We start from the raw sequence: 26,006 nt of genomic DNA, 5'->3' as shown, positions 1-26,006 counted from the left end.
GACGGCATGCCTGAGCCGACCGTCCGCAACCCCGACTACGAGGCCGACGTCCGCGCGTCCTTCGACCGCCAGGGCCTGATGGCGACGCTCGGCGCCCGGCTGGTGCGGGTGGAGCCGGGGGCGGTGGAGATCGAGGTGCCCCACCGTGCCGAGCTCACCCAGCAGCAGGGGTTCCTGCACGCGGGGGTGACGACGTCCGCGGTGGACAGCGCCTGCGGGTACGCCGCGCACACGCTGATGGTCCCCGGCTCGGAGGTCCTCAGCGTCGAGTTCAAGATCAACCTGCTGGCGCCGGCGGTGGGCGAGCGGCTGGTGGCCCGTGGTCGGGTGGTGCGGTCGGGGCGGACGATCACCGTGTGCCAGGGCGACGCGTACGCGGTCACCGGTGACCGTGAGGTCCACTGCGCCACGATGACCGCGACGATGATGCGGGTGGACGCGCCGGCGCGGTGACGCGCCCCTGCCTCGTGAGGTCAGCGACGCAGTTCCGGTCCCGGTGAGGGACCGGAACTGCGCTGCTGTGCATGGCTAGGCTCGGCGGTCACCAGGAACGCACCGACCGAGGGGTTGTCATCGCTGTGCGTCAGCCGACGGACGGTCCGAGCGGACGGACCGCGAACGCCGTCCTCGTCGTGGGGATGCTGTTGGCGCTCGCCGGACTGGTGGCCAGCCTGCTCGCGTTCGGGGGGCGGTCCGCGGGCGCGGCGACCCCGGGCTGGGGCGTGGTCTGCGGCGCCGTCGGCACGGTCGTCGTCCTGCTCGGCATCTACCTGAAGGTGCGGAGCCAGCCGCGCAGCTGACCTGCCCGCGGGGTCACGGAGGATCCGACGCGCCCGGAGACGCCGGATCTTCCGTCGTGATGTGGGTGGCCGCGCGTCAGCCCGCGCCGAACCCGCCGTTGCTGGACAGCACCTGCCCGGTCACCCAGCCGCCCGCGTCGGAAAGCAGGAAGCGCACGAGGTCGGCGGTGTCCTGCGGGGTGCCGAGCCGCCCGGCCGGCGTCCGCTCGGTCAGCGCGGTGCGGACGTCGCCGGTCATCCACCCGGTGTCGACCGGTCCGGGGTTCACCACGTTCGCGCGCAGACCGCGGTGCCCGAGCTCGACGGCGGCGGCGACGACGAGCCGGTCCAGCGCGCCCTTGCTGACGCCGTAGGGAAGGTTGTGGGCGGTGTGGTCGCTGGTGAGGGCGACGACCCGGCCGGTCACGTCCGTGGTCGGCCCGGGCGGCAGGAGCTCGGCGAACGCCTTGACGAGCAGCCACGACGCGCGGGCGTTGACGGCGAGGTGCCGGTCCCAGGACTCGACGGTCGTGTCGAGCACCGAGCTGTCGACGCTCTCGCAGTGGGACAGCACCAGCGCCCGCAGATCACCGCGGGACGACGCCCGCACGACGAGCTGCTCGGGGACGTCCGGGTCGGCGAGGTCACCGGGCAGCAGGTCGACGCGGCGTCCCAGCGCCCGGCACTCCTCGGCGACGTCCTGCGGGTCGTGCGCACCGCGCTCGAGACCGACCCGCTTGTCGTACGGCGCCCAGTAGCCGAGCGCCAGGTCCCACCCGTCCTCCGCGAGGGCCACCGCCAGGCCCGCGCCGATGCCGCGGCGGCGGCCGACCCCGGTGACGAGCACCGTGCCCCGCGTCGTCGCCATCCCGGCCTCCCTGCTGCCCCTCGGGCGGCCAGCGTACGGGCGGGCCGTCGCCTGACGCCGTCCGTTAGCGTCCGGTCGCGTGACTCCGCTGGTGGCCGTCCTGTGCGCGGTCGGAATGGTCGTCGTCGTGCCGCTGGGGCTGCGGCTCCTTGACCCGCCGCCGCAGGCCAGGTGGCTGCGCGCCTGGCCCGTACTCGGGCTGGTCGGTGCGGCGTCGACGCTCCTGCCGAGAGGGGACGCTGCGGCGCTGCTGGCGGGCGCGTACCTCACCGCGACGGTCCGCCTGGCCCTCGTCGCGGCGGCCAGGCTGCTGAGGACGCGGTCGCTCGCACCGGTCGAGGTGGCTGCGCTCACCGCTCTCGTCACCCCGTCGATCGCCGGGCTTTCGCTCGTCGCCGAACGGGGTGGCTGGGACCTTTTGGGATTCAACGGCACCGAGCACGCGCTGACCGTGGCGCACTTCCACTTCGCCGGTTTCGCCGCAGCCTTGGTGTCCGGCCTGGTGGCCCGCAGCACGACGTCGCCGCTGGGACCGGTGGGGGCGCTCGCGGTGCCCGTCGGCACGTTCGTCGTCCTGGTCGGCTACTTCATCGGGGAGCCGGTGGAGCTGGCCGGCACCGTGGTGCTGACGGCGGGGATGTGGGTGGTGGGTCTGCTGGTCTGGCGGGACGTGCGCCCCGAGGCGCGGGACGGCGTCACACGCGTCCTGCTGGGCACGGGTGCCGTGACGCTCGCGGCGACCATGGTGCTCGCCCTGTCGTGGGCGGCCGGGCACGTGTGGGACGCCGTCCCGCACCTGTCCCTGACGTGGATGGCCGCGACGCACGGGGTCGCGAACGCGCTCGGGTTCGCCGTCTGCACGCTGCTCGGCTGGCGCCGGCTCGTGGCCGGACGCGAGCCCGTGCCCGCGGGCTGAGGTCGGCGGCTCGATCGTCGTCGACGCCGGTGCGCTGCGCGCCCGGGACCGGGGTGCTGGTTCGTGGGCGCCGGGACGCGATCGTGGTCTTCGCCCGCCGCCGTGGCGGGCTGGCTAGCACGATCGACCGTCTTGTTCCGCAAGGTCCGACCACACGGGGATGCGCACGATCGCCGCGGTCGAATGGACCGCTCTCGCGCGCCCGAACTCGTGGTGCAGGTAGTCGACGAGGTCGTTGCCGTAGTAGATGACGTCCGTCTGGTAGACGGAGAACACGGGAGAGCCGGTAGGTGCAGGTGCAGCAGGGAGGTAACGGTGGCCGTACACGGGCACCAGCCGAGGCCACGTGCTGACGCGCTCCCGTGCGCGTTCGAGCGCCGCACCGAGCTGCGCCGGTCGATCGCCCCACGATCCGGGCCAGAAGGCGTTGTGCTCGACGTCGAAGAGCACACCTTCCTGAGGCCACAGCAGCCGAGCAGAGATGTCGGACAGATCAGCGCGCCGCCAGTCGACCCAACGCTCACCGACAGGCAGGGCGGCGGCGAGGAGGTCCCGGTGGTCCGGGGCGAAGGCGAAGCCGAAGTCGGCCTCCACGCGATCGAGCTCCTCGGTATCCAGCCCCTTGTCCAGCGTCACCCGGGCGGCCTTCAGGATCTTCAGCGCTTCACGCGTCGAGGACAGCACCCAGCCATCCTCGGCTACGTGGCCGCCGAGGATCAGCCGAAGGAGGTGTCAAGGATCAACCGAGACCGTCAAGCCCCAGCCGAGATCGCACACGTGCTCGGCGCCCCCGGCAGGGATCGAACCTGCGACCGTCGGATTAGAAGCCAAGGGCGCGTCACGTTGACCCTGTGCGGTTCGGGCGCCCTCGTGCTCAATGCGCCTGCTCGGGCTGCGGCTGGCGATGGTCAGGTTGGGAGGCTCTGAAGAAGATTGCGGACTCAGTGCGGACCGAGTCGCGAGCCCGCTGGGTCCGTCGCCGTGTCACGAGCGAGGATTGGGCGGGTACGTTAAGCGTATGGGTGACCAGCGGGACTGGGTTGAGCTGCAGCGACGGCTTGTAGCCGGCCTTCGAGTCCACGGTGTCGTGCAGCCGGACGGGCCGCTCTCTGAGCAGGACGCGGACTTCCTCGCTGATCATCTCGCGGATGACGTCTTCGCGACGTTCGACCTGACACCCCGACGGGCTGGCGTCGGATCCCGGAGCGACAAGTCCTGACGTTCGGCACCGGGCCTGGTGCCCGCCCGCGCCCGGAACGGCGCCTGCGCCGCACGCCCGGCACGGGCGGGCGGCCGAGCGCAGCGAGGCCACTTGACGGAGTAAGGAAACTCTTCACGCCCGATCGGCGGCCTGTCCTCCGTCGGGTGACGCAGATCCGTCGCACATCACCTGTCGGATCACAATCGGCGGCCTCGCTGCACTTCGGACGGAGGTGAAGCAAGGAAACGTCGTCCCGAGGGGTTAGGAGTGCCGGCGGGCTGCAGCAACTGCACGCTCCCGTGCGCCGCTGATGTCATCCTTGAGTGCCGTGGACACGCTTGGCCAGTCGAAGTCCACTGAGTCTTCGTGGCCTGCCTTTTGCCATTGCTTATCCAGATAGTCAATGAATATTTCCGCTCGGTCCAGGCGCTCAATTATCGACTGAACGTTATGAATCGCACGCCGGGTTGCGATATCGACGATTGGAGTGTCGACAATCATGGCATCGACGTAAGCGAAGTGTTTCACCATGTGATGCACCATGTAACTTCCCACGTTGGTGATTCGGTAGGGTCCCCCAGCGTGGTGACCAGCCGGCGCTTCAAGCAGGCGCTTATCGATGGCTCGAGTCAATTGGCTGCCAATCTGTTCCTGGTCATAGCCTGCGCCTTGACCGAACTGGTAGACGTCTGAGATTTCCACATAGCCGTCGCCCGGCGTTGACTCGCCCACCCGCTGAATGAAACTCACGAGCATTGGCAGCAGGAAATGCTCGCGGCCGTCTTCGAAACTGGTATCGAAGAGATTGCAGATGTCGCTCGCGCTCGGGTCAAAGTAGTCGTACTCGCCAAAAATGATCGAACGCAAGAACTCATGCATCGGAAGGGTATAGACCCCGCCGCTGCGCGCAACGTCCAATACGCGTTGAATGGACACGTAGCCGCTGCCTACAAATGCGGATAGATATGTCAGAGCTAGGCGTAGGTTTCCGCCGCTTATGTTGTCAAGGAGTCGCTTCAAGTCGTCGTTCTCCGTGAACGCCTTGAGCAGGACATCCATATAGGCGAGCAGGTCATCCGCACTCAAGCTAAGCTTCGATGGGAAGACGCCAGCCTCGTCAGCGCGCTCGAGTTGCTTCCGAGCGAACTGAAGTCTCTTCAGCACCACGTCGTCGACGCGAGTGGGAAGAACTGTAAAGACGCGAAGTTGGTACGCCGCCAGCGAGCCCTTACTCTTGGACGCGTAAAACGTCGAGGGCCTAAGCGACACAAACACGGTGGCTGGCCACGTATCCGCGAGGGACTGGGCAATAACAAATACTCGGTCCTGGAACTCGGCTGGCCGTTGATCAATGTTGTCTAGCACGATTACTGCTGAACGCCTCTTCGACTGGCGGATGTGTTCCAGGGACTTCCACAGGTGGGCCGAATCGGACGACGTTTCCTTCTCCAGCAGGCGCAGTTCCTGGCGCCGGAATTCTGCCGGGTCATCGTCCTGAAGGGACTTGTAAATGCCGGAGCGGAACTGCTTCAGTTCCTTGCTGTAGGCAGCGCGCACGAAGGCCTGTTCGTAAATATCGATCTTGAAGTCTTCCATCAACTGCTCGGTAATGCGCTTATAAATGAACTGCTCAAGATCCGTCTCTAGTGCCGGTTCTGTCCCGAAATTGATGTAGAAGACCAAGGAGTCGCCGAGGGCTTCCGCCGCATCGATCCTGATGAGGTGTTTGATGAACATGGACTTGCCAACGCCGACGTCGCCAAGAATGATCAGAGGTCTGCGGCTCATGGCAGCAGAAATCACGTCTGCTGAGAGGTACTGACTTACGCCACGTTTGGTCCGCGCAGGAGTCGTCGACACCTCGGCAAGAGCTTCAATCGCCTGATATCTGGCTTTCAGTATCTCCTTGCTAACGAGAGCGTACTGCGAGAGGGCGCCGCTGCTGCAATAGCACTCTCGCAAGAACTCATCCTTGAGAGACTCTTCACTCTCCAGGTCCTGAATGAACAGGCCGCCTAGGATCTTCAGGTCTGTTTCTAGGGCCGTACGCCCGCGGAACCCGGGGTAGTTGGTGATTTCGTTCGCGAGTTTGGCTGGGGGCAGAGCCCTGGACTGTGCCCCAAGTAGGACCCGCTGAAGGTTCTTGCTCGCCATTCCGTCGCGGGACAGATGCGTCCACAGTGTTGAGAAGTTGTCGAGCATTTCCCCCAGGGATGAGAAGCAGAGTGACCTCCCACGCAAGGGGGGCACCCCGTCCTGCCGAGATGCGTAGAAGGCAACGAGTTGGTGGCCATTAGCGATGATACCTACAGGCACACCTCGCTGCTGGCAGTAACTGAGTACTTGCCTTATCGCAGCCGCTGTCGCCTCATCCTCCAGCAGAGTCTGCATCTCAACGCTCTGACGTCCAGCTACCCCCGCTGGCAACCGAAATGCGACGCCTTCGCGCTTGGCTTCAACGATGGCCTCCGTCGCGCCCTTGCCGAGTGCGTAGTCGACATACTCACCGTCGAAATATCCTTCGGTGACTACTTCGTCGCGGTTCCAACCGAGACAATCGAAGAGGAGCACATCGATGCGCCGTAGACGCGTCGTTGCTTCGTTCATATCAGAGTCTTGCGCCGCGGCGGCAACCAGCGCTTGGAGCTTGGTGCGGGCATTCGCGTAAGGATCCAAGGCTTCCTCCTGTGGGCAGCGCTTCATGCTAGAGGTGTAGAGCATCTCGCGGGGTGTTGATTCGTGTGTCTGCCCTATCGGCTGTGGACGTTGACTGACGACCGTGGGCTGTCGTACCGTCGAGGGGCGTAGTCTCTGTTGCCTGCGATGGGAAGTCTCATGCGCCCGTGACGACACGTGCATCATCGTCCTGACCCCGGCCTCGTCGGCTGGGGTCAGGTGCGTGTCGGGGTTGATGTCCGCTCGCGAGCGAGCCCGGCGTTGGCCGCCTGAGCTGGCTGCCTCGGGTAGCGTCACGCCGTGAGTGAGCGAAGCCGGCAGCGTTCAATCTGGACTGTGCACGGGGAGCGCATCCTCTACGACAACCCCTGGGTGAAGCTGGTCCTGGTCGACGTGCAGCCTCCCGTCGGGCCGCGCTTCGAGCACCACGTCGTTCGGCTCCAACGCGTGGCTATAGCGCTCGTCGTGAACGATGCCGACGAGGTGCTCATGCTTCGCCGGCATCGTTTCGTCACGGATCAGACGGGTTGGGAGCTGCCCGGTGGAATCGTTGATCAGGGGGAAGCGCCCCCGGAGGCGGCCGGTCGGGAGACGACTGAGGAGACCGGCTGGCGACCGAGCAATCTTCGGCCGCTTGCCGCGTTCCAGCCCATGATCGGGATGGTGGACACGCCGCACGAGGTGTTCTGGACCGACGTTGCCGAGTACATAGGAGAACCGACCGACGACGAGGAGGCGGGAGAGGTTGGGTGGATTCCACTCCGCGGTGTCCTCGGGATGATCGACGCGGGCGAGATTCTCGGTTCCGGATCGATCGTGGGCCTACTCCGCTGGCTCGCAGGGGACGCCGCCTCACGCAGCTGAGCGAACCGCCTCGATTCTCCGATGCTGACGGATGGACCCCACCCTGCGGCTGAGGGACTCGGCCTGGCTGAGGACGCCGTGTGCCTCATTGGGTGCGCCTCGACGCATCATCGCAACGGCGAGATCCACGAGAGCGCCAGTCTCTGCACGACCACCCGAACCAGCCACTGCGTTGAGGCCCTCCAGCACCACACTCTCGGCCTGGCGATCGTCCGCGAGGACGAGGCAATGGCCGGTCCAGCGTCGAAGTTGTCCGGCGTCGAGCTTGATGTAGGGCGTCTCCTCCGTGCACCCAGCGCGTGTGAGTCGGCGCTCGGCGTTGGTGAGTGCATGGACGGTCTCCCGGGTCAGCCCCCGGGCAGCGTGTGCTTCTGCCTCGGTGGCGTAGAGCCAGGCCGTGACCTGCGCCGGCAATGCCCGCTGACCTCGTGCGAACCTTGCTAGTTCCACGGCCTCGCCGGGCCGGCCCAGGTCGAGGAGGGCAAAGCACTGCTCACCCAGCGCATGGGCTAGCAACGCCGACTCGTCCGCCTCACGTGCAGCGGCTGCCGCGGCTTCGAGCGCGCGCCACGCTGCGCCATGGTCGCCCACGTCGAGCGATTGCCAGCCGACGAGGGCCCCAACGTCAGCAGCGATCTTGGCGATCTTCCGGCGCATCCCTGCAGCGGTAGAGAAGTGGAGCAGCTCTTCGCATCGTTCTAGTAGGGCACGGGCTTGGACCAAGGTCCCCGCGGAGCCGGTGATTCGGTCTTGCTCCCGTAGGGCGGTGAGTTGGACGGTGAGGCTGTCGATGAGCGGTTCGGTTAGAGCCCGTGCTGCAGCCAGTCGTTCATCAAGGGCGCTCACCATCGGCCTGGGAGCGCTTTCGGTGGTGAAACCTAGGGCGTCGTCAGTCAGGCCGGTCAGTTCACGGATGAGTCGGCGGTACATCGGATCGGGCTGAACGCGCCCGTTCTCCCAGCGGGACAACTGGGTCTTGAGGCTTGGCAGGCCGGCAATCGGAGTGCCGGAGGTCTCGGCGAGTAGTTGGAGACGGCGAGCGAATGCCGTTTGCGACCATCCTCGCTCCTGACGAGCTTCACTCAGCGCATTCACGGCCGCCTCCGCACGTCCCATTCCGTCTGAAATGCCAGCATGACCCACAGCACCGACAACTACCAGGGTTGAGTCAACGCCTGTCACCCGGCGTCATCTAGGCGCCGCTGGTCCGTCTCGCAACGCTGCAAGGGTCAGCGACCGTGAGAGGAGTCCAAGACATGGCGATCCAGGGCGGCATTCCAGTCGCACACAACCAGGTGTTTCCTGCCGGAGCGTTTGTGGTCGGTGAGGTGGAGAGGATCGAGGACTACGACAAGCGGCAGGCGGGCGTGGAGGACTGTCAGTCGCGCGACAAGGCGACCGGCCTGCGGCTGTGGGCCGTGCGCGTGGTGGACGTGGACCCAGAGGGACGTCGCGGTCAGGCGGAGGTCGTGGTGAAGGTCGCGGCGGAGGTGCAGCCAGTGCCTCCGGACGCGCTGCCGGGGATGCCGTTCCGGCCCGTGGTGTTCGAAGGCCTGACGGTGACGCCGTGGATCGATGACCGGGGTAACCGGCCGAAGATCGGGTACTCGTTCCGGGCGACGTCGATGCACGCGCCCGACAAGCGACCGGAGTCGTCCGGCCCGGCTTCTGGGCAGGGACGGGTCGAGCCGGGGAAGGCGGCCTGAGTCGTGGGCGGCTGGGGGTCGCCGCGCGGCACGCGGGTGACGAAGGTTCCGGATGCGTATCTGCGGGTGGAGCACTTCAAGGCGGACGACAACGGCGCCGTGGTCGATCTGGTGATCGGGCTGTGCGAGCTGCTGTTCGTGGCGCTGGTGGGTGCAGCTCGGGCGCTATGGCGCTACCCGTTCACCGTCTCCACGCTCCTGCTTGTCGCCGCGGTGCACAGTCTCGGGGGCCCTTTATGGGTCCTGGCGTCGCTGTCCGTGGCCGGGACCATGGGCCTTGGCGTGTGGTTCGTGCGGCCGTCGTGGTGGGCCGCAGGGGTCGAGGAGGCGTGGCGGTACCGGCGCCGCCGTGCGGTCGCTCGGTCGTGGGAGGGCTGGTGCGACCGGCTGGGCCTGGCGGTGACCGACGTGCACAAGGGCACCGGGGTCCGTACCTCGTGGACGCCTGGCCTGTCGCGGCTGCGGTGGGCTGGTGGTGAGGCTCGCACGTCGGCCGCTGGGGTGCTGACGGGGCGGGTGAGGCTGCTGGCCGGGCAGTGCGTTGACGACGTCGTCTCCCGGGCGGACAAGCTCGCCGCGGCCGCGGGTGCCCGGTCGTGTCGGGTGAGCGGGCTCGGCACCTCGGCGGTGTCGGTGACGTGGCTGTTCGGTGACCCGCTGGCGGCAACGGTGCGGCCGCTGCCGGTGGTGGAGCCGGTGGACGTTGGCGCGCTGCCGGTCGGGGTGCGGGAGGACGGCGGGCTGTGGCGGCTGCGGCTGGCTGGCACTCACGTTCTGGTCGTGGGTGTGACCGGGGCCGGGAAGGGGTCGGTGATCTGGTCGATGCTCGCTGCCCTGGGTCCGGCGCTGCGGGACGGGTGGGTGCAGGTGTGGGCCGTGGACGGCAAGGGCGGGATGGAGCTCGCGCCGGGACGTGCGCTGTTCGCCCGGTTCGCGGCCACCGCCGAGGACGGGGTGGAGCTGCTCGAGGATGCCGCGGCGGTGATGACCCAGCGCGCCGCTCGGCTGGCGCAGGCACACGAGCGGGTCCACACGCCCACGGTGGTGGAGCCGCTGTTGGTGGTGCTGGTGGACGAGGTTGCGCTGCTGACGGCGTACCTGCCGGACCGCAGGGTCAAGGACCGGGCGGAGAAGGCGCTGGCGATGATCGCGACCCAGGGCCGGGCGCCGGGGGTGGTGCTGGTCGCGGCGTTGCAGGACCCCCGCAAGGAGGTGCTGGGGCTGCGCAACCTGTTCCCGACCAAGGTCGGGATGCGCCTGGACGAGAAGGCTCAGGTGGACATGGTGCTCGGTGACGGCGCCCGGGACGCCGGAGCCCTGTGCCACCAGATCCCGGAGAGCACACCGGGGGTGGCCTTCGTGCGGGTCGACGGTGTGCGGGAGCCGGTCCGGGTCCGCGCCGCGTACCTGAGTGACGCCGACATCGCCGCGCTTGCCGCCACCTACCCGGCTCGGCGCGACGACAGCCACAGCGAGACGACGAAGGCGGCGGAGGGGCTGGCCGGTGAGCCGGTCGGCACAGCGAGCGAGAGGACGGGGTGACGATGTGCGTGCGGGTGTTGTTCTGCCGGATGTTGGAGGAGTTCGCCCCTGACCCGTCCGGGGACGACCCGCTGTCCGATGCCGCGCGGGTGCAGCTGCGGGCGCAGATCCGGCCCGGGTGGGCCGAGCGGGCGGGGTGCTGCGCGACGGACCCGGACGCCTGGTTCCCCGAGTCCTCGGCGAACCGGGTGGAGCCGATGGTGTCGCGGGTCTGCGCGGACTGCCCGGTCCGGTCCTCGTGCCTGGCGGCGGCGATCCTGAACGACGAGCACGGCATCTGGGGCGGGACCCGTCGCGGTGCCCGGCTGCACGCCCGCGCCCGGCTGCTGAACGGGGACCCGGTGCCGGAGGTGCTGTCCGAGGTGCTGGCGATGCCGATGGGCCGCACCGAGTACGACGTCCGGCAGCCGGTCCCCACGGTCCTGCCGACCGTGGCGCGCGAGCGGGTGCACCGGCCAGGCGTGGGTGTCGAGGCGGCCTGAGAGATGACCGCCCCCGCCCTTGCCGACCTGGCCGCGGTCGAGGCCGTCGTGGATGACGCGGTGGTGGGGTCGCAGGTCGCTGCCCGGTGGCGGGCCGGGTCGCTGGAGCGGTGGGGTGAGCAGGCGTCGTCGTGTGGGTTCTGCGCCCGCCCGGTCCGGCTCCGCGGGTCGGCCACGACCGTCGACAGGGCCACGGGTGAGGTGTTGTCGGCGTACGACTCGGCGGCCGAGCCGGACGGGGTGCTGTACGTGCGGTGCGGGAACCGGCGCGCGGCTGTGTGCCGCTCGTGCAGCCACGAGTACAAGGGCGACATGTGGCACCTGCTCGCGGCCGGTGCGGCGGGAGGGATGAAGGGCGTCCCGACGTCGGTGGCCGCGCATCCGCTGGTGTTCGCGACGGTGACGGCGCCGGGGTTCGGGCCGGTGCACACCACCCGCCGAGACCGGGCAGGCAAGGCGGGACGGTGCCGGCCCTTCCGTCGTGGTGGCCGGCTGTGCGCGCACGGGCGCCCGACGTGGTGCGCGAGGGTCCACGGCGAGGACGACCCGGTGCTGGGGCAGCCGATCTGCGCGGACTGCTACGACTACGACGCGCACGTGGTGTGGCAGTGGTGGTCGCCGGAGCTCTGGCGCAGGTTCACCATCGCCCTGCACCGGACCCTCGCCGGGCGGCTGGGGGTGCGGCAGTCGGACCTGATGGACCTGGTGCGGGTGTCGTTCGCGAAGGTCGCGGAGTTCCAGCGCCGCGGGGTGGTGCACTTCCACGCCCTGATCCGCCTGGACGGCCCGGCCCGGCTCGCCAGCCCGGACGCTCCGTTCCCGGCACCGGTGGTCGACGTCGACGCCGCCGACCTGGCGGGGCTGGTGCGGGAGGCCGCCGCGCGGGTGGCCTTCGACGCGCCGCCCACCTCCGAGGGGGATGTGGTGCGGCGGTTGCGGTTCGGGGCGCAGGTGGACGCCCGCCCGGTCACTGCCGGTGCGGATCGGGAGGCCGGCCGGATTGACCGGGCGGGGCAGCTGCATCCGGAGACGGTCGCGGCCTACATCGCCAAGTACGCGACGAAGGCGTGCGAGGACTTCGGCCTGCCCGCAAGACTGCGAGACCCGGACGCCGCCGTCTGGCTGGGCCTGTCGCCGCACGTGTGCCGAATCGTGGCTGCTTGCGCCCGGATCGCCCGCGCCGAGGCGAGCGAGTACCTGGGGCTGGGGCGGTGGCTGCACATGCTCGGGTTCCGCGGGCACTTCGCGTCCAAGTCCCGCGGCTACTCCACGACCCTGGGCCGGTTGCGGTCGACACGACGTCGGTGGCGGCTCGCGCAGCTGCGTACCGCGAGGGAGAAGGCGAACGGCGTCCAGGTGGTCGACGTCGATGCGGACCTGGCCGCTGACGCCGACGAGGAGACGACCCTGGTCGTGGGGTCGTGGGACTTCGACGGCATGGGGTGGACGACCGCGGGTGATGCCGCCCTGGCCGCGCAGGCCGCCGCGCTGGCCCGTGAGTGGCACGACCACCGGGCGACCGCCCGACGCGAGACCCGCGCCGCCGCGTGACCACAGCGGGGCGTCCTCCCGATACCCGCCGATTCCTGGGTCGGGTGGTGGCGGTCAAGGGTCGAGCGCAGCGAGATCACGTAGTGACGCCGAAGGCGCCCTTGACGGCCGCCGTCCGGCCCAGACCCTCTCAGGGATCGGGAGGGCGACTCAGACAGCGACACAGCAACGCACGTGAAGGGGTTGGTTCGGGTGCAGATCATGACGATTCAGGAGGTCGCGGAGGCGACGCGGTTGCCGCTGACGACGCTGCGGTGGATGCGGTACCGGGGTGAGGGGCCCCGGATGTTCCGGCTCGGGCGCAGGGTGGTGGCCAAGGCTGAGGACGTCGAGGCGTGGATCGAGGAGCAGCGCGCCGCGGACGACACGTGGCGCCCGGACGTGGCCTGATTGGTGCGTCGTGTCGAGCATCCAGAAGCGGCCGAACGGGGTGTGGCGGGCCCGGTACCGGGACGCCGCGAAGCGCGAGCACGCCAGGCACTTCCGCCGCAAGATCGACGCGCAGCGGTGGTTGGACTCGGTTGCATCGCAGATGCTGTCCGGCACCTACGTGGACCCGTCGCTTTCGAAGGTGACCGTGGGCGCCTGGTCGCGCCGGTGGCTGGCCGGTCAGGTGCAGCTGAAGGCGTCCACCGCGAACCGTTACGAGGGGGCGTTGCGGGTGCACGTGCTGCCGACCTGGGAGCACGTGCCGCTGAGTGCGGTCAAGCACGCTGACGTGAGCGAGTGGGTCGGCCGGTTGTCCGCCTCGGGACTGTCAGGGTCGAGTGTGCGACACGCGCACCGGGTGCTGTCGCTGGTGCTCGACCTGGCGGTGCGGGACGGGCGCATCCCGAGGAACCCGGCTGAGAGGGTGCGGCTGCCTCGGGCGAACAAGCCGGAGAAGCGGTTCCTGACGCACGCGCAGGTGAACGCGCTGGCTGAGGCGGCGGGGGAGGACGGCCTGGTGATCCGTCTGCTGGCGTACTGCGGGCTGCGGTTCGGAGAGCTCGCGGCCTTGAGGGTGAAGCGCCTGGACCTCGTGCGGGGCCGGATGGTCGTCGCGGAGTCGGTGACCGAGGTGTCAGGTGTGGCTGTGTTCGGAACGCCGAAGACGCACCAGGTCCGAACGGTGCCGATCCCTCGGTCCTTGCTGCCGGACCTGGCAGAGCACGTGGAGGGGAAGGAGCCGGAGGAGTTCGTGTTCACCAGCCCGGAGGGCCAGCTGCTGCGGATCGGGAACTGGCGGACCCGGGTGTTCTTCCCGGCCGCTCGCCGGGCCGGACTCGACGGGCTCACTCCGCACGAGCTGCGGCACACCGCGGCCTCGCTGGCCGTGAGCGCCGGTGCGAACATCAAGGCGGTGCAGCGGCTGCTCGGGCACGCGTCCGCGGCGATGACTCTGGACGTCTACTCGGGGCTCTTCGAGGACGACCTGCAGGACGTCGCAGACCGCCTCGACGCAGCAGCCCGCGGACTAACTGCGGACTCAGGGTCGTCGGACCGGGTGCCGGGCGCGAACCCCGAAGGCCGTGCAAGCCTCTGACCTGCGAAAACAGGTGGTGCCCCCGGCAGGGATCGAACCTGCGACCGTCGGATTAGAAGTCCGCTGCTCTGTCCGCTGAGCTACGGGGGCCCGCACCCGGAGCCGTGACCCACCGCTGAGCGCTGCGCGCACCGCCTCGGACGCGGGTGCCACCGTAGCGCTGACACGCCGAGGTCACTCCTGGACGAACGGGGTCGTCACGCAGCCGTGACCTCGTCCGCCACGCACGGCCACGGGGCGTCACGACGTCGTGACAGGAGCGCGTCCACCGGGCCGGGCGCGGGGGCGGCGGCTAGCGTGCTGAGCATGACCGCGCAGAACCCCAGCCCGGATCATGCCCGCACCGACCTGACGGACCTCGGCCTGCCGCCGTCCGTCAAGGCCGTCCTGTTCGACATGGACGGCGTCCTGACCGACACGGCGTCGGTGCACCGTGCCGCGTGGAAGGACGCGTTCGACCCCGTCCTCGCCGCGCACGACCAACCGCCGTTCACCGAGCAGGACTACCTGACGTTCGTCGACGGCAAGCCGCGCCTGGACGGCGTCCGGGACTTCCTCGCCGCCCGCGGCATCACCCCGCCCGAGGGCGGCCCCGACGACGCCCACGACGCGGAGACGGTCCACGCGATCGGCACCCGCAAGAACGACCAGGTCCAGCGGCACCTGCGCACCGACGGGGTGACCGTCTTCGACTCCTCCGTCGCGTACCTGCGCGCCGTCCGGGACGCCGGCCTGCGCGCCGCCGTCGTCACCGCCTCCCGCAACGGGGAGCAGGTGCTCGCCGCCGCCGGCCTCGCCGACCTCGTCGAGGCGCGCGTCGACGGCGTCGTCGCCGCCGACCAGGGCCTGCCCGGCAAGCCGCAGCCCGACACCTTCCTCGCCGCCGCCCGTGCCGTCGGCGTCGAGGCGGGGGAGGCGGCCGTGGTCGAGGACGCCGTGTCCGGCGTCCAGGCCGGGCGCGCCGGCGGGTTCGGGTACGTCGTCGGCGTCGACCGCGGCGACAACACCGACGCGCTGCGGGCCGCCGGCGCGGACGTCGTCGTCACCGACCTCGCCCAGCTGCGCCGCGGCGGAGGTGGCGCGTGAGCCCCATCCGCCGTCAGCGGCCCCGGTTCGCCGTCGACCCGTGGCAGCTGCCCACCAGCGGCCTCGAGCTGAACGACCTCGCCACCGCCGAGTCGCTGTTCACCCTGTCCAACGGCCACATCGGCATCCGCGGGTCCCTCGACGAGGGCGAGCCGCGCGCCGTCCCCGGCACCTACGTCAACGGCTTCTACGAGGAACGTCCGCTGCCGCACCCCGAGGCCGGCTACGGGTTCCCCGAGTCCGGGCAGACCGTCGTCACCGTCACCGACGGCACCCTCATCCGCCTGCACGTCGGGGACTCGCCCTTCGACATGCGGTACGGGCAGGTCCAGTCCCACGAGCGGTACCTGGACCTGCGCAACGGGCAGCTGCACCGCAGCACCGAGTGGACGTCGCCCAGCGGCTCCACCGTGCGCGTCACGTCCCGCCGCCTCGTCTCCTTCTCCCAGCGCGCGCTGGCGGCGATCTGCTACGAGGTCGAGCCGGTGGACGGCGACACGTACATCGCGCTGCAGTCCGACCTCGTGGCGAACGCCCCCACGAACGGCCGTCACCGCGACCCGCGCGCGGCCGCCGTCCTGGAACGTCCGCTCGTCCCGGAGCTCGCCGCCGGGCGGGAGAGCCGCGCCGTGCTCGTGCACCGTACGCACCGCAGCGACCTGCGGGTCGCCGCGGGCATGACGCACGTCCTCGACCTCCCCGAGGACGCCGACACCTCCGTCGAGGCGTCCGACGACATGGCGCGATTCACCGTCGCCGTCCGCCTGCCCCAGGGCAGCCGGCTGCGCCTGGTCAAGCTGCTCGCGTACGGGTGGTCGAGCCGCCGGTCCGCGCACGCGCTGCGCGACCAGGTGGACGCCGCCCTCGCCGTCGCCCGCCTCACCGGGTGGGACGGGCTGGCCGAGCAGCAGCGCGAGTACCTCGACGACTTCTGGGGCCGCTCCGACGTCGTCGTCGAGGGGGACGCCGAGCTGCAGCAGGCCGTCCGGGTGTCCCTGTTCCACGTGCTGCAGACCGGGGCGAGGGCGGAGGGGGAGGCGCTTCCCGCGAAGGGCCTCACCGGTCCGGGGTACGACGGGCACGCGTTCTGGGACACCGAGACGTTCGTGCTGCCGCTGCTGACCTACACCGTCCCGCACGCCGCCCGGGACGCGTTGCGCTGGCGCCACTCCACGCTGCCGCAGGCCCGCCAGCGGGCCGCCGAGCTCGGCCTGGACGGCGCCGCGTTCCCCTGGCGGACCATCCACGGCGAGGAGACGTCCGGGTACTGGCCGGCGGGCACCGCGGCGTTCCACGTCAACGCGGACGTCGCGGACGCCGTCGCCCGCTACCTCGCTGCCACCGGTGACACCGAGTTCGAGACGCGGCACGGCGTCGAGGTCCTCGTCGAGACGGCCCGGCTGTGGGCGTCCCTGGGGCACTTCGCCGCCGACGGGGTCTTCCGCATCGACGGCGTCACCGGACCCGACGAGTACACCGCGGTCGTCGACGACAACGTGTACACGAACCTGATGGCGCAACGGAACCTGCGCGAAGCCGCCGCGGCCTGCCGGCGCCGGCCCGACCTCGCGCGAAGCCTCGACGTCCACAGCGACGAGGTCGCGCTGTGGTGCGCCGCTGCGGACGCCGTCCGCCTGCCCTACGACGAGTCGCTCGGCGTGCACTCCCAGTCGGAGGACTTCACCGCCCACGCCGAGTGGGACTTCGAGTCCACCCGGCCCGACGAGTACCCGCTCATGCTGTCCCACCCGTACTTCCAGCTCTACCGCACCCAGGTCATCAAGCAGGCCGACCTGGTGCTCGCCATGCACCTGCGCGGCGACCACTTCACACCCGAGCAGAAGCAGCGCAACTTCGCGTACTACGAGGCGCGCACCGTCCGCGACTCCTCCCTGTCGGCGGGCACGCAGGCCGTCCTCGCCGCCGAGGTCGGTCACCTGCAGCTCGCCCACGACTACTGGGCCGAGGCGGCGTTCGCCGACCTGCGCAACGTCTACGGCAACGTGGACGACGGCCTGCACATCGCGTGCATGGCCAGCACGTGGTCGGTCGCCGTCGCCGGGGTCGGCGGGATGCGCGACCACGACGGGCGGGTGACGTTCGCGCCCCGGTTGCTGCCGATGCTCGACCGGGTGTGCTTCCGGATGGGCTGGGGGGAGTGCGTGGTGCGCGTCGACGTCCACCGCACCCAGGGCCGCGAGCAGGCGACGTACACCCTCGTCGAGGGGGAGAAGGCGACCACCAGCCACCACGGGGAGCCGGTCGACCTGCTGCCCGACCAGCCCGTCACCCTGCCCGTCCCGGACCCGCCGCGGGTCGAGCCGGTCAGCCAGCCGTACGGGCGCGCCCCGAACGGGCGCCGCCCCGGGGACGCCGCGCACCTGCCCCGGGGGTACGCCTCCGCGCGGTGAGCCCCCGGCGCCGCGGCGTCCCCGTCGTCCCCTAGGCTGCGGGCGCTCGACGACGTGACCCGTTGCGCCGCAACGGATGGCGTCGTCCCCGCCGTGCGCCGAGGCGCCGGGACCCCAGGAGGACGCGCCGCCGTGATGGGCCACTCGCACGCCCTGTCCGGTCTGGCTGCCGGCGCCGCGACGTTGCCGTTCGCCCCCGTCCACCACCCGGCCGAGCAGGTCGCCTGGGTCGCCGCCTGGGGCGGGTTCGCCCTGCTGCCCGACCTGGACTCCGGTGGCTGGACGATGCGGGGACCGGTCCCGCGCGGCCACGGGTCGACGGTCGCCCGGATGTGGGGACCCCTGACCACCACGCTCTCCGCGGCGGTCGGGTTCGTGGCGCGCGGGCACCGCAACGGCACCCACGACGTGCTCCTCGCCCCGCTGGTGTTCGGTGCGGTCGCCTGGGCCGCCGCCCAGCACCCGTGGTCGTCCCTGGTCGGCCTGGCGCTGGCCGTGGGGCTCGCCCTGCACGCGTGCCACTTCGTCATCCCTGGGAACACCGAGACCACCGTCCTGGGCAACCTGGCGATCTCCGCCGCCGCCGCGTGGTGGCTCACCGACACCGGACACGACGCGGTGCCCTGGCTGCCCGTCGCCGTCGCCGGCGGGGTGCTCGTCCACGTCGTGGGTGACTCGCTGACCGTCGGTGGGGTCCCGGTGCCGTTCACGTGGGTCCGCGGCCGCGCGAGGCGGTGGAGCCTGCGGCTGTTCCGTACCGGCGCCACGGTCGAGAAGGCGCTCGTGGCGCCCGTCGCGCTGACCGCGACGGTGCTGCTGCTGGCCCAGCACACCGGTCTGACCGACCGCACCATCGACGCGTTCCGGGCGGTCGGTGCGCTCGGAGCGCTGCTGGTCTGAGCCGGCGCTCCCGCTGCGGCGACCGGACGGCGGTCAGTCCCGCTCGGCGAGCCAGCGCAGCGCGAGCACGTACCCCTCGGTGCCCAGGCCCGCGACCACGCCCGTCGCCACCGGCGAGACGTAGGAGTGCGACCGGAACGGCTCGCGGGCGTGCACGTTGCTGATGTGCACCTCCACCAGCGGGGCGGTGAGCATCGCGCACGCGTCCCGCAGCGCCACCGACGTGTGCGTCCAGCCCGCCGGGTTCAGCACCACCGGCACGCCCCGGTCGGCGGCCTCGTGCAACCAGCCCAGCAGCTCGTGCTCGGCGTCCGTCTGCCGGACCTCCACGTCCAGGCCCAGCTCGCGGCCGACGTCCTCGCAGCGCGAGATCAGGTCGGCGTACGTCGTCGTCCCGTACGTCTGCGGCTCCCGGGTGCCCAGGCGCCCCAGGTTCGGGCCGTTGAGGACCAGGACCGCGGTCACCGCGTCCCTCCGTCACCGGAGTGCCCCGGCGCCGCGCCGACCGCCGGGCCCGCTGGCGCGGCCGCCGGCCACCCGGGGACGTCGACGGGGACCGTCGAGCGCTGCCGCGGGACGAAACGGGGCCGCAGGTGGTGCATGGACACGAGCATGCGGTGCTCCACCTCCGAGGCGTCCGAGGGTGCGGTGCCGTGCCGCATCCGCTCCCGCAGGAACGCCACCTCGCTGGCGAGCTCCTGGAAGTCGCGCATCGCGGCACGGGCGTCCGCTCCGCCGGAGGACCCCGCCCACCGCCGGGCGCCGCGCCGGTGCGGCAGCGACGACAGCATCTCCACCTCGCCGGCGGACAGCCACCCGGTCGCCGCGTAGGCCCCGAGGTGCTCGCGGATGAGCCGGGCCTCCCGGCGCCTGGACATCACCGCGATCGTGATCGCCCCGACGAACACCGGGAACTGCAGCAGCACGTACGCGCCGAGGAAGCCCTGCATCCCCAGCAGCGTCGAACCGTTCCACGCGGCGTGCAGCGCGACCGCCACCAGCCAGCCCGCGAACGGGGCGAGCAGGCGCGCGGCCCACCCGCGCCGCGTCACCGCGACGCCGACCCCGATGCCGATGGCGAGGGTGAACAGGGGGTGGGCGAACGGCGAGAAGACGCCCCGCAGGACGAACACGGCCGCGACGCCGCCGCCGCCGTCCTCCACGAACGAGCGGCCGAAGTACAGGATGTTCTCCACGAACGCGAAGCCGATCCCCGCCATCCCCGCGTAGACGATCCCGTCCACGACGCCGTCGAACTCCCGGCGCCGCAGCAGCAGCACCGCGAGGACGGCCAGGCCCTTCGTCGACTCCTCCACGAGCGGTGCCACGGTGAACAGCACGAGGTCCGGGTCGCCGCCGGACTGCTGCAGCACGGCCGTGGACGCCGTGTTGAGGACGAGGGAGACCAGCGTGGCGACGGCAGCGCCCCAGCCGAACGCGAACAGCAGCAGGGACGGCGGCTCGGCCTCGTGCCGGTCCAGCCACAGGAACGCCGCGACCACCGGCGCCACCGGCAGCGCGGCCAGCACCAGCCCGACGACCAGGCCGCTCGCCCCCGTCTCGTAGGCGATCGCGCCGAGCGTCAGGACACCGCACACGCCCAGGGCCAGGCCGACCAGCACGGTGACGACGGTGCGCGTCGCGCGCGACCCGCCACGTCGACCGGGGCCGGGTGGGGTCGGCGTGGAGCCGTCGGGCTGGCGGGGGACGGGTGGCTGCGGCACCGGCTGCACCGTCGGCGGCGCCCCGGGCGGCGGCGCCGTGGGCGCGCCCGGGAGACCACCCGGGTGCGGACCGGTGGCCGGTCCCCAGGCGGGGTGCGGCGGCCACCCGCCGGGCGGCGGCTGGAAGTGCGGTCCGGGCCCGTGGACGGGCCGTCCGGGCGGCGGGACGGTCATGGTCGCTGAGCCTATCGGCGGACACCCGACCGGCCCCTGTCCGTCGCCGGCCCGGGTCCGCCACACTGGGCCCCGCCGGGCCGTCGCCCGGTGCAGGGACGGAGGTGTGGTGGGCCGCCACTCGCAGCCGCCGCGTCGGGAACCGGCACGTCGAGGACCAGCACGTCGGGAACCGGCACGACGGGACGGTGCAGGAGCGCGGCGACCGGCCGGGAGCCGGACGTCGCGGACCGCGCGGTGGCAGGCGGTGGACACGCCGCGTGACCGGCCGGTGACCCGCACGTCGGTGGGCCCGCCGGAGACCGACGAGCTCGTGGGCTGGGCGGGGCTGACCGTCGTGGCCACGGTCGTCGCGCTCGTCGTCGCGGACGTCGGGTGGGCCGTCGTCCTCGGCGTCCCCGCGCTGGCCGTCGCGGTGTTCACGGCCGTCTGGGCCGCGGTGCAGGTCTCCGGGGGGTCCTGGCCGGGCCCCGTCCCGCTGGACGGCGCCGGGGACGACCTGGACGGCGACCCGGACGACGACCTGATCGGCGACCCGGACGACGACCTGAGCGGCGACCTGGTGAGCGAGCTGGACGACGACCTGGTGGGCGACCTGGGCGACGGGTACGGGTGGGACGACGGGCAGGTCTGGGACGCCGGGGACGGGGGCCCCTGGACGGGGGACGCCGTGACGTCCTGGCCGGGTGAGGACGAGCGCGGCGTCTAGATTGTCCCGCGTGAACAACTCCGTCTCCGCCCAGCGCATCGTCTGGATCGACTGCGAGATGACGGGCCTCGACCTGGGGGCCGACGCCCTGGTCGAGGTCGCCGCTCTGGTCACCGACTCCGAGCTCAACGTGCTGGGGGAGGGGGTGCAGGTCGTCATCCGGCCGCCGGCCGAGGCCGTGGAGCAGATGCCGGACGTCGTGCGGACCATGCACACCGAGTCCGGGCTGCTCGACGAGCTCGCGGACGGGGTGACCCTGGAGCAGGCGCAGGAGAAGGTGCTGGAGTACGTGCGCGAGTGGGTCCCCGAGGCGCGCAAGGCGCCCCTCGCGGGCAACTCCGTCGCGACCGACCGGGCGTTCCTGGCGCGGGACATGCCCGAGCTCGAGGCGCACCTGCACTACCGGATCGTCGACGTCTCCAGCATCAAGGAGCTGGCCCGCCGCTGGTTCACCCGCGCCTACTTCGCCTCCCCGCAGAAGGCCGGTGGCCACCGGGCCCTCGCCGACATCGAGGAGAGCATCGCGGAGCTGCGGTACTACCGGGAGGCGGTCTTCGTCCCCGCGCCGGGCCCGGACTCGGCGACCGCGCGCAAGATCGCGGAAAGGCACGTGCGGAGCACTGCCGGCTGACCGGTACACTCGGTCCCGCCGTCACCCCGCGAGGGCCCATGACGGCGATGGTGGGTGTAGCTCAGCTGGTAGAGCGCCGCGTTGTGGTCGCGGATGTCGCGGGTTCAAGTCCCGTCACTCACCCCGAGGACGCCCCCGGTCGCGCTGTCGACCGGGGGCGTCATCCGTTTCGCCCTGCCGCCACGCCATGCAGGTGCGCGACAATCGACGCGATCCGCAGGGATACTGCACCCAGCCCGGCGAGCGCCGGGGACGTACCGCCGCGGGCGGTCTTCGGAGGTGAGGCACATGAGCACGGGCCCTGACGACGCCGGCCAGGCGGCCGACCAGGCCGCTCAGCCCCCCGCCCCCGAGCAGGGGTCGACGGACACGACGGAGGCGTCGGCGACCGAGGAGGCGGCCGACGAGAGCCACGTGATGGAGCTGCTCCAGGAGAAGGTGCCGCTGTCGCTGATCATCGACCTCTCGGCGCCGGCCGGGCCGGACTCCGAGCAGATCCTCGACGAGGAGGGCGAGCCCGAGGACGCCTGGTGGGAGCCGCTGCCGGAGTGACCGGGCGGCCCGTCGCCGCGCGGTCGCCGTGGCGACGGAGGTCACCGCGAACCGATTTCGTCCGCGGCCGGGTCCGCTGCTAACGTTTCCCTCCGTTGCGCGCCATTAGCTCAATTGGCAGAGCAGCTGACTCTTAATCAGCGGGTTCGGGGTTCGAGTCCCTGATGGCGCACCACCTGAAGACCCCGGTCCGTGGACCGGGGTCTTCGTCGTGATCCGGACGACAGGGGGCGGTGTGACGAGCACGAGTGACGCGACCGGTGTCCGGAATGCGGCGTGCCCCGTTGGTCAACATCCCCTCGCACCGGCAGTCTGTGCGGCGTGAGCACTCCAGCGGACGGTCAGGGCGCTGACACGTCCGGTTCCGCCGAGGCGGCCGGGGAGCTGCTCACCGCCCTCGAGGACCTGCGTGCCGAGCTGTCCGCCACCACCCTGCCGCTGCAGGTCCCCGGCGTCCACGCGGCCCGGGTCGCCGCGGCGGGCCTCGTCGACCAGCTCGACGACTACCTGCTGCCCCGCCTGCGCCGTCTCGACGCGCCGCTGCTCGCGGTCGTCGGCGGCTCCACCGGCGCCGGCAAGTCGACCCTCGTCAACTCCCTGCTGCGCGAGCAGGTGACCCGCGCCGGGGTGCTGCGGCCCACCACCCGGTCCCCGGTGCTCGTGCACCACCCCGACGACGCGGACTGGTTCACCTCCGACCGGGTGCTGCCCTCGCTGGCGCGGCTCACCGGCGAGGAGGGTGAGACCGCCTTCGGCGACCGGGTCACCAGCGTGCGCCTGGTGGCGTCGTCCGTGCTGCCCGCCGGGCTGGCGCTCCTGGACGCGCCGGACATCGACTCCGTCGTCGAGGCGAACCGCGAGCTCGCCACGCAGCTCCTGTCCGCCGCCGACCTGTGGCTGTTCGTCACCACCGCGGCCCGGTACGCCGACGCCGTCCCGTGGGACCTGCTTCGGACGGCGGCCGAGCGCGGCACGTCCGTGGCCGTCGTCCTCGACCGTGTCCCGCCCGAGGCGATGTCGGAGGTGCGCTCCGACCTCGCGGTGATGCTGCGGGACAACCACCTCGCGACCGCGCCGCTGTTCACCGTGCCGGAGACGGCGACGCAGGGCGGCCTGCTCGGCGAGCGGGAGGTCGGTCAGCTGCGCCGGTGGCTGGTGTCGCTGGCCACCGACGCGCGGGCGCGCTCCGTCGTCGTGCGGCGCACCCTGACCGGCGCGCTGGACTCGCTGCAGGTCCGGGTGCCCCAGCTCGCCGACGCCGCCGACACCCAGCTCGACGCCGACGCCACCCTGCGCCGCGAGGTCGAGAGCGCCTACGCCGAAGCCGACCGCCAGCTCGAGAAGGGGCTGACGGACGGCTCCCTGCTGCGGGGCGAGGTCCTGGCGCGCTGGCAGGAGTTCGTCGGCACCGGCGAGTTCTTCCGCGGCCTGGAGTCCGCGGTGGGGCGCCTGCGCGACCGGGTCGCCGCCGTCCTGCGCGGTCGCCCGGCGCCCGCCGAACCGCTCGGCGAGGCGCTGCAGACCGGCGTGGCCGCGCTCGTGCGCGCGCAGGCCGAGGACGCGGTCGAGCGCTCGGTGTCCCGCTGGCGGGCCCGCCCCGCAGGGGCGGCGCTGCTCGCCGAGGCCCCCGACGTCACCGAGCTGCCACCCGACTTCGACGCCCGGATCGAGCGCGAGGTGCGCGACTGGCAGCGGTACGTCTTCGACCTCGTCCGCGCCGAGGGCCAGGGGCGGCGCACCCAGGCCAGGGTGCTGTCCTTCGGCGTCAACGCGCTCGGGGTCGTCCTCATGGTCGTCGTGTTCGCCTCCACCGCGTTCATCCCCACCGGCGCCGAGGTCGGCGTCGCCGCGGGGTCGGCCGTCGTCGCCCAGCGGCTGCTCGAGGCGATCTTCGGCGACCAGGCCGTGCGCGCCCTCGCGGCGAAGGCGAGGGCCGACGTCGTGCGACGGGTCGACGGCCTGATGGCCGCCGAGCAGCAGCGCCTGCTCACTCTGCTCGACGACGCCGACGTCGACCCGGACGCCGGTGCGCGGCTGCGCGCGGCGCTCACCCGAGTACAGGCGGCCCGGTAGTGGTCGAACCGGACGTCGCCTCCAGGGTCGAGGCGCTCGAGCGCGCGCTGGTGGCCGGGGGTGACCGGCTGCCCGCCGACGCGGCCGAGCAGGCGAGCGCCGTCCTGCGCCGCACCGACGAGCGGTTCCGCCTGGGCGCCGACCACACCGTCGTGGCGTTCGCCGGGTCGACGGGCAGCGGCAAGTCCAGCCTGTTCAACGCGCTCGCCGGTCTGGAGGTCGCCCGGGTCGGCGCCCGTCGCCCCACCACGTCCTCACCCACCGCCTGCGTCTGGGGACCGGGCGCGGACGCGCTGCTGGAGTGGCTCGACGTCCCGCGCCGGCACCGCACGTCCCGCGAGACGGTGCTGGACGGCCAGCACGAGACCGACCTGCACGGGCTGGTCCTGCTCGACCTGCCCGACCACGACTCCACGGAGCTCTCCCACCGGCTGGAGGTCGACCGGCTGGTCGGCCTGGTCGACCTGCTCGTGTGGGTGGTCGACCCGCAGAAGTACGCCGACGAGGCCCTGCACCACCGGTACCTGCGCCGGCTGGTCGGGCACGAGGCGGTCATGCTCGTCGTCCTCAACCAGGTCGACCGGCTGCCACCGGAGGCGGTCGCCCCGCTGCGCGCCGACCTGGGACGGCTGCTCGAGGCCGACGGCCTGGAGGGTGTGCGGGTGCTGACGACGTCGGCCGTGACCCGGCACGGGGTGGAGGACCTGCGCGGGTTCGTCGGTGCCGTGGTGCGCGAGCGGCAGGCCGTCGTGCAGCGCGCGGACGCCGACCTGCGGGCGGTCGCCACCCGGCTGCGCGACGGCGTCGCGGACCGGGAGCCGGACCCGGAGCGGCTCGCCGCCACCGACCTGCTCGTCGACGCGCTGGCCGGCGCCGCCGGCGTCCCGGCCGTGCTCGACGCGGTGGAGGGGGACTACCGGCGGTCCGCGACGGCGGCGACGGGCTGGCCGTTCACCCGCTGGCTGCGGCGGCTGCGACCCGACCCGCTGCGCCGGCTGCGCCTGGACGAGGTGGGCGAGGAGGCGCGCCGGCTCCAGCGCTCCTCCCTGCCGGCGCCCACGCAGGCGCAGCGCGCGCAGGTGGAGCTGGCGACCCGCCGGGTGGCGCAGGCCGCCTCCCAGGGGCTGCCGCAGCCGTGGGTGGACGCGGTGCACGAGGCCGCCACCCCGCCCGGGGAGGACGTGGCCGACGCCCTCGACCAGGCGGTCGTCGGCGTCGACCTCGAGCGGCGACGGCCGGTCTGGTGGCGGGTCGTCGGCGTGCTGCAGGCGCTCCTGGCCGTGGCGGCCGTCACCGGGCTGCTGTGGCTGGTCACGCTGGCCGTGCTCGCCTGGTTGCGGCTGCCGGAGCCGGGCACGCCCGAGGTCGGGGTCGTCCCGCTGCCCACGCTGCTGCTGCTCGGCGGTCTGCTCGGTGGTCTGCTGCTCGCCGCCGCCGCGCGACCGCTGGTCCGCCTGGGCGCGCGGCGTCGCCGGCGGCGCACCGAGAGGCGGCTGCGCGCGGCCGTGCGGGGTGTGGCCCACCGGGCGGTGCTCCAGCCCGTCACGTCGGTCCTGCAGGACCACCGGCTCACCCGGCTGGCGCTCGACGCCGCGCGCTGACCGGACGGGTTCTCCCTGGTCGAGACGGTCGTTGA

Annotated in this window: 24 protein-coding genes and 3 tRNA genes; 20 read left to right on the top strand and 7 right to left on the bottom strand. The window is 71.8% G+C overall.

The window, feature by feature from the left end; translation table 11 throughout:
• Positions 1-6 precede the first annotated feature (6 nt).
• Both ACYVQV_RS01840 and ACYVQV_RS01835 read left to right on the top strand, forming a co-directional pair.
• The gene (locus ACYVQV_RS01840) at positions 7-453 is read left to right on the top strand and encodes a PaaI family thioesterase (RefSeq protein WP_461021557.1); all 447 of its coding nucleotides are present in this window, start codon (positions 7-9) and stop codon (positions 451-453) included.
• 125 nt (positions 454-578) lie between these two features.
• Entirely contained in the window at positions 579-800 is a 222-nt protein-coding gene (locus ACYVQV_RS01835) for a hypothetical protein (protein WP_461021556.1), read from the top strand.
• Between the two features lie 76 nt (positions 801-876).
• Here ACYVQV_RS01835 and ACYVQV_RS01830 read toward each other — a convergent pair whose 3' ends face one another.
• On the bottom strand, positions 877-1,647 hold the full coding sequence (locus ACYVQV_RS01830) for an SDR family oxidoreductase (protein WP_461021555.1): 771 nt from the start codon (positions 1,645-1,647) through the stop codon (positions 877-879).
• A gap of 79 nt (positions 1,648-1,726) precedes the next feature.
• Between ACYVQV_RS01830 and ACYVQV_RS01825 the strand changes: the two genes are divergently transcribed.
• A complete protein-coding gene (locus tag ACYVQV_RS01825) occupies positions 1,727-2,563 on the top strand; it encodes a YndJ family protein (RefSeq protein ID WP_461021554.1) in 837 nt (278 codons plus the stop codon).
• A gap of 114 nt (positions 2,564-2,677) precedes the next feature.
• Here ACYVQV_RS01825 and ACYVQV_RS01820 read toward each other — a convergent pair whose 3' ends face one another.
• Both ACYVQV_RS01820 and ACYVQV_RS01815 read right to left on the bottom strand, forming a co-directional pair.
• Positions 2,678-3,247, bottom strand: coding sequence for a hypothetical protein (locus ACYVQV_RS01820; protein WP_461021553.1), 570 nt, complete (start codon positions 3,245-3,247; stop codon positions 2,678-2,680).
• Positions 3,248-4,025: 778 nt separating this feature from the next.
• Positions 4,026-6,467: an AAA family ATPase gene (locus ACYVQV_RS01815; RefSeq protein WP_461021552.1), complete on the bottom strand. Its 2,442-nt coding sequence runs from the start codon at positions 6,465-6,467 to the stop codon at positions 4,026-4,028.
• A 273-nt stretch (positions 6,468-6,740) separates the two neighbouring features.
• Here ACYVQV_RS01815 and ACYVQV_RS01810 point away from each other — a divergent pair, with 273 nt between their 5' ends.
• Positions 6,741-7,304, top strand: a complete 564-nt coding sequence (locus ACYVQV_RS01810) for an NUDIX hydrolase (RefSeq protein ID WP_461021551.1) — start codon at positions 6,741-6,743, stop codon at positions 7,302-7,304.
• Here ACYVQV_RS01810 and ACYVQV_RS01805 read toward each other — a convergent pair.
• Positions 7,293-8,399, bottom strand: coding sequence for a helix-turn-helix domain-containing protein (locus ACYVQV_RS01805; protein ID WP_461021550.1), 1,107 nt, complete (start codon positions 8,397-8,399; stop codon positions 7,293-7,295). The genes ACYVQV_RS01810 and ACYVQV_RS01805 overlap by 12 nt on opposite strands.
• 161 nt (positions 8,400-8,560) lie before the next feature.
• Here ACYVQV_RS01805 and ACYVQV_RS01800 point away from each other — a divergent pair, with 161 nt between their 5' ends.
• The 6 genes from ACYVQV_RS01800 (at position 8,561) to ACYVQV_RS01775 (ending at position 14,110) form a co-directional block, all read left to right on the top strand.
• Entirely contained in the window at positions 8,561-9,010 is a 450-nt protein-coding gene (locus ACYVQV_RS01800; protein WP_461021549.1) for a plasmid replication, integration and excision activator, read from the top strand.
• A 66-nt stretch (positions 9,011-9,076) separates the two neighbouring features.
• On the top strand, positions 9,077-10,552 hold the full coding sequence (locus tag ACYVQV_RS01795; protein WP_461021548.1) for a hypothetical protein: 1,476 nt from the start codon (positions 9,077-9,079) through the stop codon (positions 10,550-10,552).
• An 8-nt stretch (positions 10,553-10,560) separates the two neighbouring features.
• Complete coding sequence (locus ACYVQV_RS01790) at positions 10,561-11,034, top strand: WhiB family transcriptional regulator (protein WP_461021547.1); 474 nt, start codon at positions 10,561-10,563, stop codon at positions 11,032-11,034.
• Positions 11,035-11,037: 3 nt separating this feature from the next.
• Positions 11,038-12,585 (top strand): replication initiator, encoded by a 1,548-nt coding sequence (locus ACYVQV_RS01785; RefSeq protein WP_461021546.1) that lies wholly within the window; start codon positions 11,038-11,040, stop codon positions 12,583-12,585.
• A 201-nt stretch (positions 12,586-12,786) separates the two neighbouring features.
• The gene (locus tag ACYVQV_RS01780; protein WP_461021545.1) at positions 12,787-12,975 is read left to right on the top strand and encodes a helix-turn-helix transcriptional regulator; all 189 of its coding nucleotides are present in this window, start codon (positions 12,787-12,789) and stop codon (positions 12,973-12,975) included.
• A 10-nt stretch (positions 12,976-12,985) separates the two neighbouring features.
• Complete coding sequence (locus tag ACYVQV_RS01775; RefSeq protein WP_461021544.1) at positions 12,986-14,110, top strand: tyrosine-type recombinase/integrase; 1,125 nt, start codon at positions 12,986-12,988, stop codon at positions 14,108-14,110.
• A gap of 14 nt (positions 14,111-14,124) precedes the next feature.
• Here the strand turns inward: ACYVQV_RS01775 and ACYVQV_RS01770 are convergent.
• Positions 14,125-14,200, bottom strand: a tRNA-Arg gene (locus ACYVQV_RS01770).
• Positions 14,201-14,416: 216 nt separating this feature from the next.
• Between ACYVQV_RS01770 and ACYVQV_RS01765 the strand changes: the two genes are divergently transcribed.
• From ACYVQV_RS01765 to ACYVQV_RS01755, 3 genes are all read left to right on the top strand, one after another.
• A complete protein-coding gene (locus tag ACYVQV_RS01765; RefSeq protein ID WP_461021543.1) occupies positions 14,417-15,196 on the top strand; it encodes an HAD family hydrolase in 780 nt (259 codons plus the stop codon).
• Positions 15,197-15,201: 5 nt separating this feature from the next.
• The gene (locus ACYVQV_RS01760; protein ID WP_461021725.1) at positions 15,202-17,607 is read left to right on the top strand and encodes a glycoside hydrolase family 65 protein; all 2,406 of its coding nucleotides are present in this window, start codon (positions 15,202-15,204) and stop codon (positions 17,605-17,607) included.
• Between the two features lie 135 nt (positions 17,608-17,742).
• Entirely contained in the window at positions 17,743-18,507 is a 765-nt protein-coding gene (locus tag ACYVQV_RS01755) for a metal-dependent hydrolase (RefSeq protein ID WP_461021724.1), read from the top strand.
• A gap of 33 nt (positions 18,508-18,540) precedes the next feature.
• Here ACYVQV_RS01755 and aroQ read toward each other — a convergent pair whose 3' ends face one another.
• Together aroQ and ACYVQV_RS01745 are read right to left on the bottom strand one after the other, a co-directional pair.
• Positions 18,541-18,972, bottom strand: a complete 432-nt coding sequence (aroQ, locus tag ACYVQV_RS01750; protein WP_461021542.1) for a type II 3-dehydroquinate dehydratase — start codon at positions 18,970-18,972, stop codon at positions 18,541-18,543.
• Positions 18,969-20,231: a PrsW family intramembrane metalloprotease gene (locus tag ACYVQV_RS01745; RefSeq protein WP_461021541.1), complete on the bottom strand. Its 1,263-nt coding sequence runs from the start codon at positions 20,229-20,231 to the stop codon at positions 18,969-18,971. Before ACYVQV_RS01745 ends, aroQ begins: the two co-directional genes overlap by 4 nt.
• Positions 20,232-20,652: 421 nt before the next feature.
• On the opposite strand from ACYVQV_RS01745, the gene ACYVQV_RS01740 reads away from it, so the two are divergent.
• From ACYVQV_RS01740 to ACYVQV_RS01710, 7 genes are all read left to right on the top strand, one after another.
• Entirely contained in the window at positions 20,653-21,114 is a 462-nt protein-coding gene (locus ACYVQV_RS01740; protein WP_461021540.1) for a hypothetical protein, read from the top strand.
• A gap of 37 nt (positions 21,115-21,151) precedes the next feature.
• Positions 21,152-21,745, top strand: coding sequence for an oligoribonuclease (gene orn / locus ACYVQV_RS01735; protein WP_461021723.1), 594 nt, complete (start codon positions 21,152-21,154; stop codon positions 21,743-21,745).
• 50 nt (positions 21,746-21,795) lie between these two features.
• Positions 21,796-21,868: transfer RNA gene (locus tag ACYVQV_RS01730), tRNA-His, on the top strand.
• Positions 21,869-22,033: 165 nt separating this feature from the next.
• Positions 22,034-22,297 (top strand): hypothetical protein, encoded by a 264-nt coding sequence (locus tag ACYVQV_RS01725; RefSeq protein WP_461021539.1) that lies wholly within the window; start codon positions 22,034-22,036, stop codon positions 22,295-22,297.
• 99 nt (positions 22,298-22,396) lie between these two features.
• Positions 22,397-22,472 (top strand) — tRNA-Lys (locus ACYVQV_RS01720).
• Between the two features lie 146 nt (positions 22,473-22,618).
• A complete protein-coding gene (locus ACYVQV_RS01715; RefSeq protein ID WP_461021538.1) occupies positions 22,619-24,370 on the top strand; it encodes a dynamin family protein in 1,752 nt (583 codons plus the stop codon).
• On the top strand, positions 24,370-25,971 hold the full coding sequence (locus tag ACYVQV_RS01710) for a GTPase (protein ID WP_461021537.1): 1,602 nt from the start codon (positions 24,370-24,372) through the stop codon (positions 25,969-25,971). Before ACYVQV_RS01715 ends, ACYVQV_RS01710 begins: the two co-directional genes overlap by 1 nt.
• The last annotated feature ends 35 nt before the right edge of the window (positions 25,972-26,006 follow it).

Source organism: Thalassiella azotivora (assembly GCF_054781695.1).
The sequence above is the reverse complement of the archived record's forward strand: the minus strand, read 5'-3'. Positions and strand labels throughout refer to the sequence as shown.

What these genes read in the sequence shown, in the direction of transcription:
- ACYVQV_RS01755 (WP_461021724.1), top strand. Translation starts at nt 17,743, where the DNA reads ATGGGCCACTCGCACGCCCTGTCCGGTCTGGCTGCCGGCGCCGCGACG.
- ACYVQV_RS01725 (WP_461021539.1), top strand. Translation starts at nt 22,034, where the DNA reads ATGAGCACGGGCCCTGACGACGCCGGCCAGGCGGCCGACCAGGCCGCT.
- ACYVQV_RS01765 (WP_461021543.1), top strand. Translation starts at nt 14,417, where the DNA reads ATGACCGCGCAGAACCCCAGCCCGGATCATGCCCGCACCGACCTGACG.
- ACYVQV_RS01830 (WP_461021555.1), bottom strand. Translation starts at nt 1,647, where the DNA reads ATGGCGACGACGCGGGGCACGGTGCTCGTCACCGGGGTCGGCCGCCGC.
- ACYVQV_RS01785 (WP_461021546.1), top strand. Translation starts at nt 11,038, where the DNA reads ATGACCGCCCCCGCCCTTGCCGACCTGGCCGCGGTCGAGGCCGTCGTG.
- ACYVQV_RS01840 (WP_461021557.1), top strand. Translation starts at nt 7, where the DNA reads ATGCCTGAGCCGACCGTCCGCAACCCCGACTACGAGGCCGACGTCCGC.
- ACYVQV_RS01780 (WP_461021545.1), top strand. Translation starts at nt 12,787, where the DNA reads ATGACGATTCAGGAGGTCGCGGAGGCGACGCGGTTGCCGCTGACGACG.
- ACYVQV_RS01800 (WP_461021549.1), top strand. Translation starts at nt 8,561, where the DNA reads ATGGCGATCCAGGGCGGCATTCCAGTCGCACACAACCAGGTGTTTCCT.
- ACYVQV_RS01815 (WP_461021552.1), bottom strand. Translation starts at nt 6,467, where the DNA reads ATGAAGCGCTGCCCACAGGAGGAAGCCTTGGATCCTTACGCGAATGCC.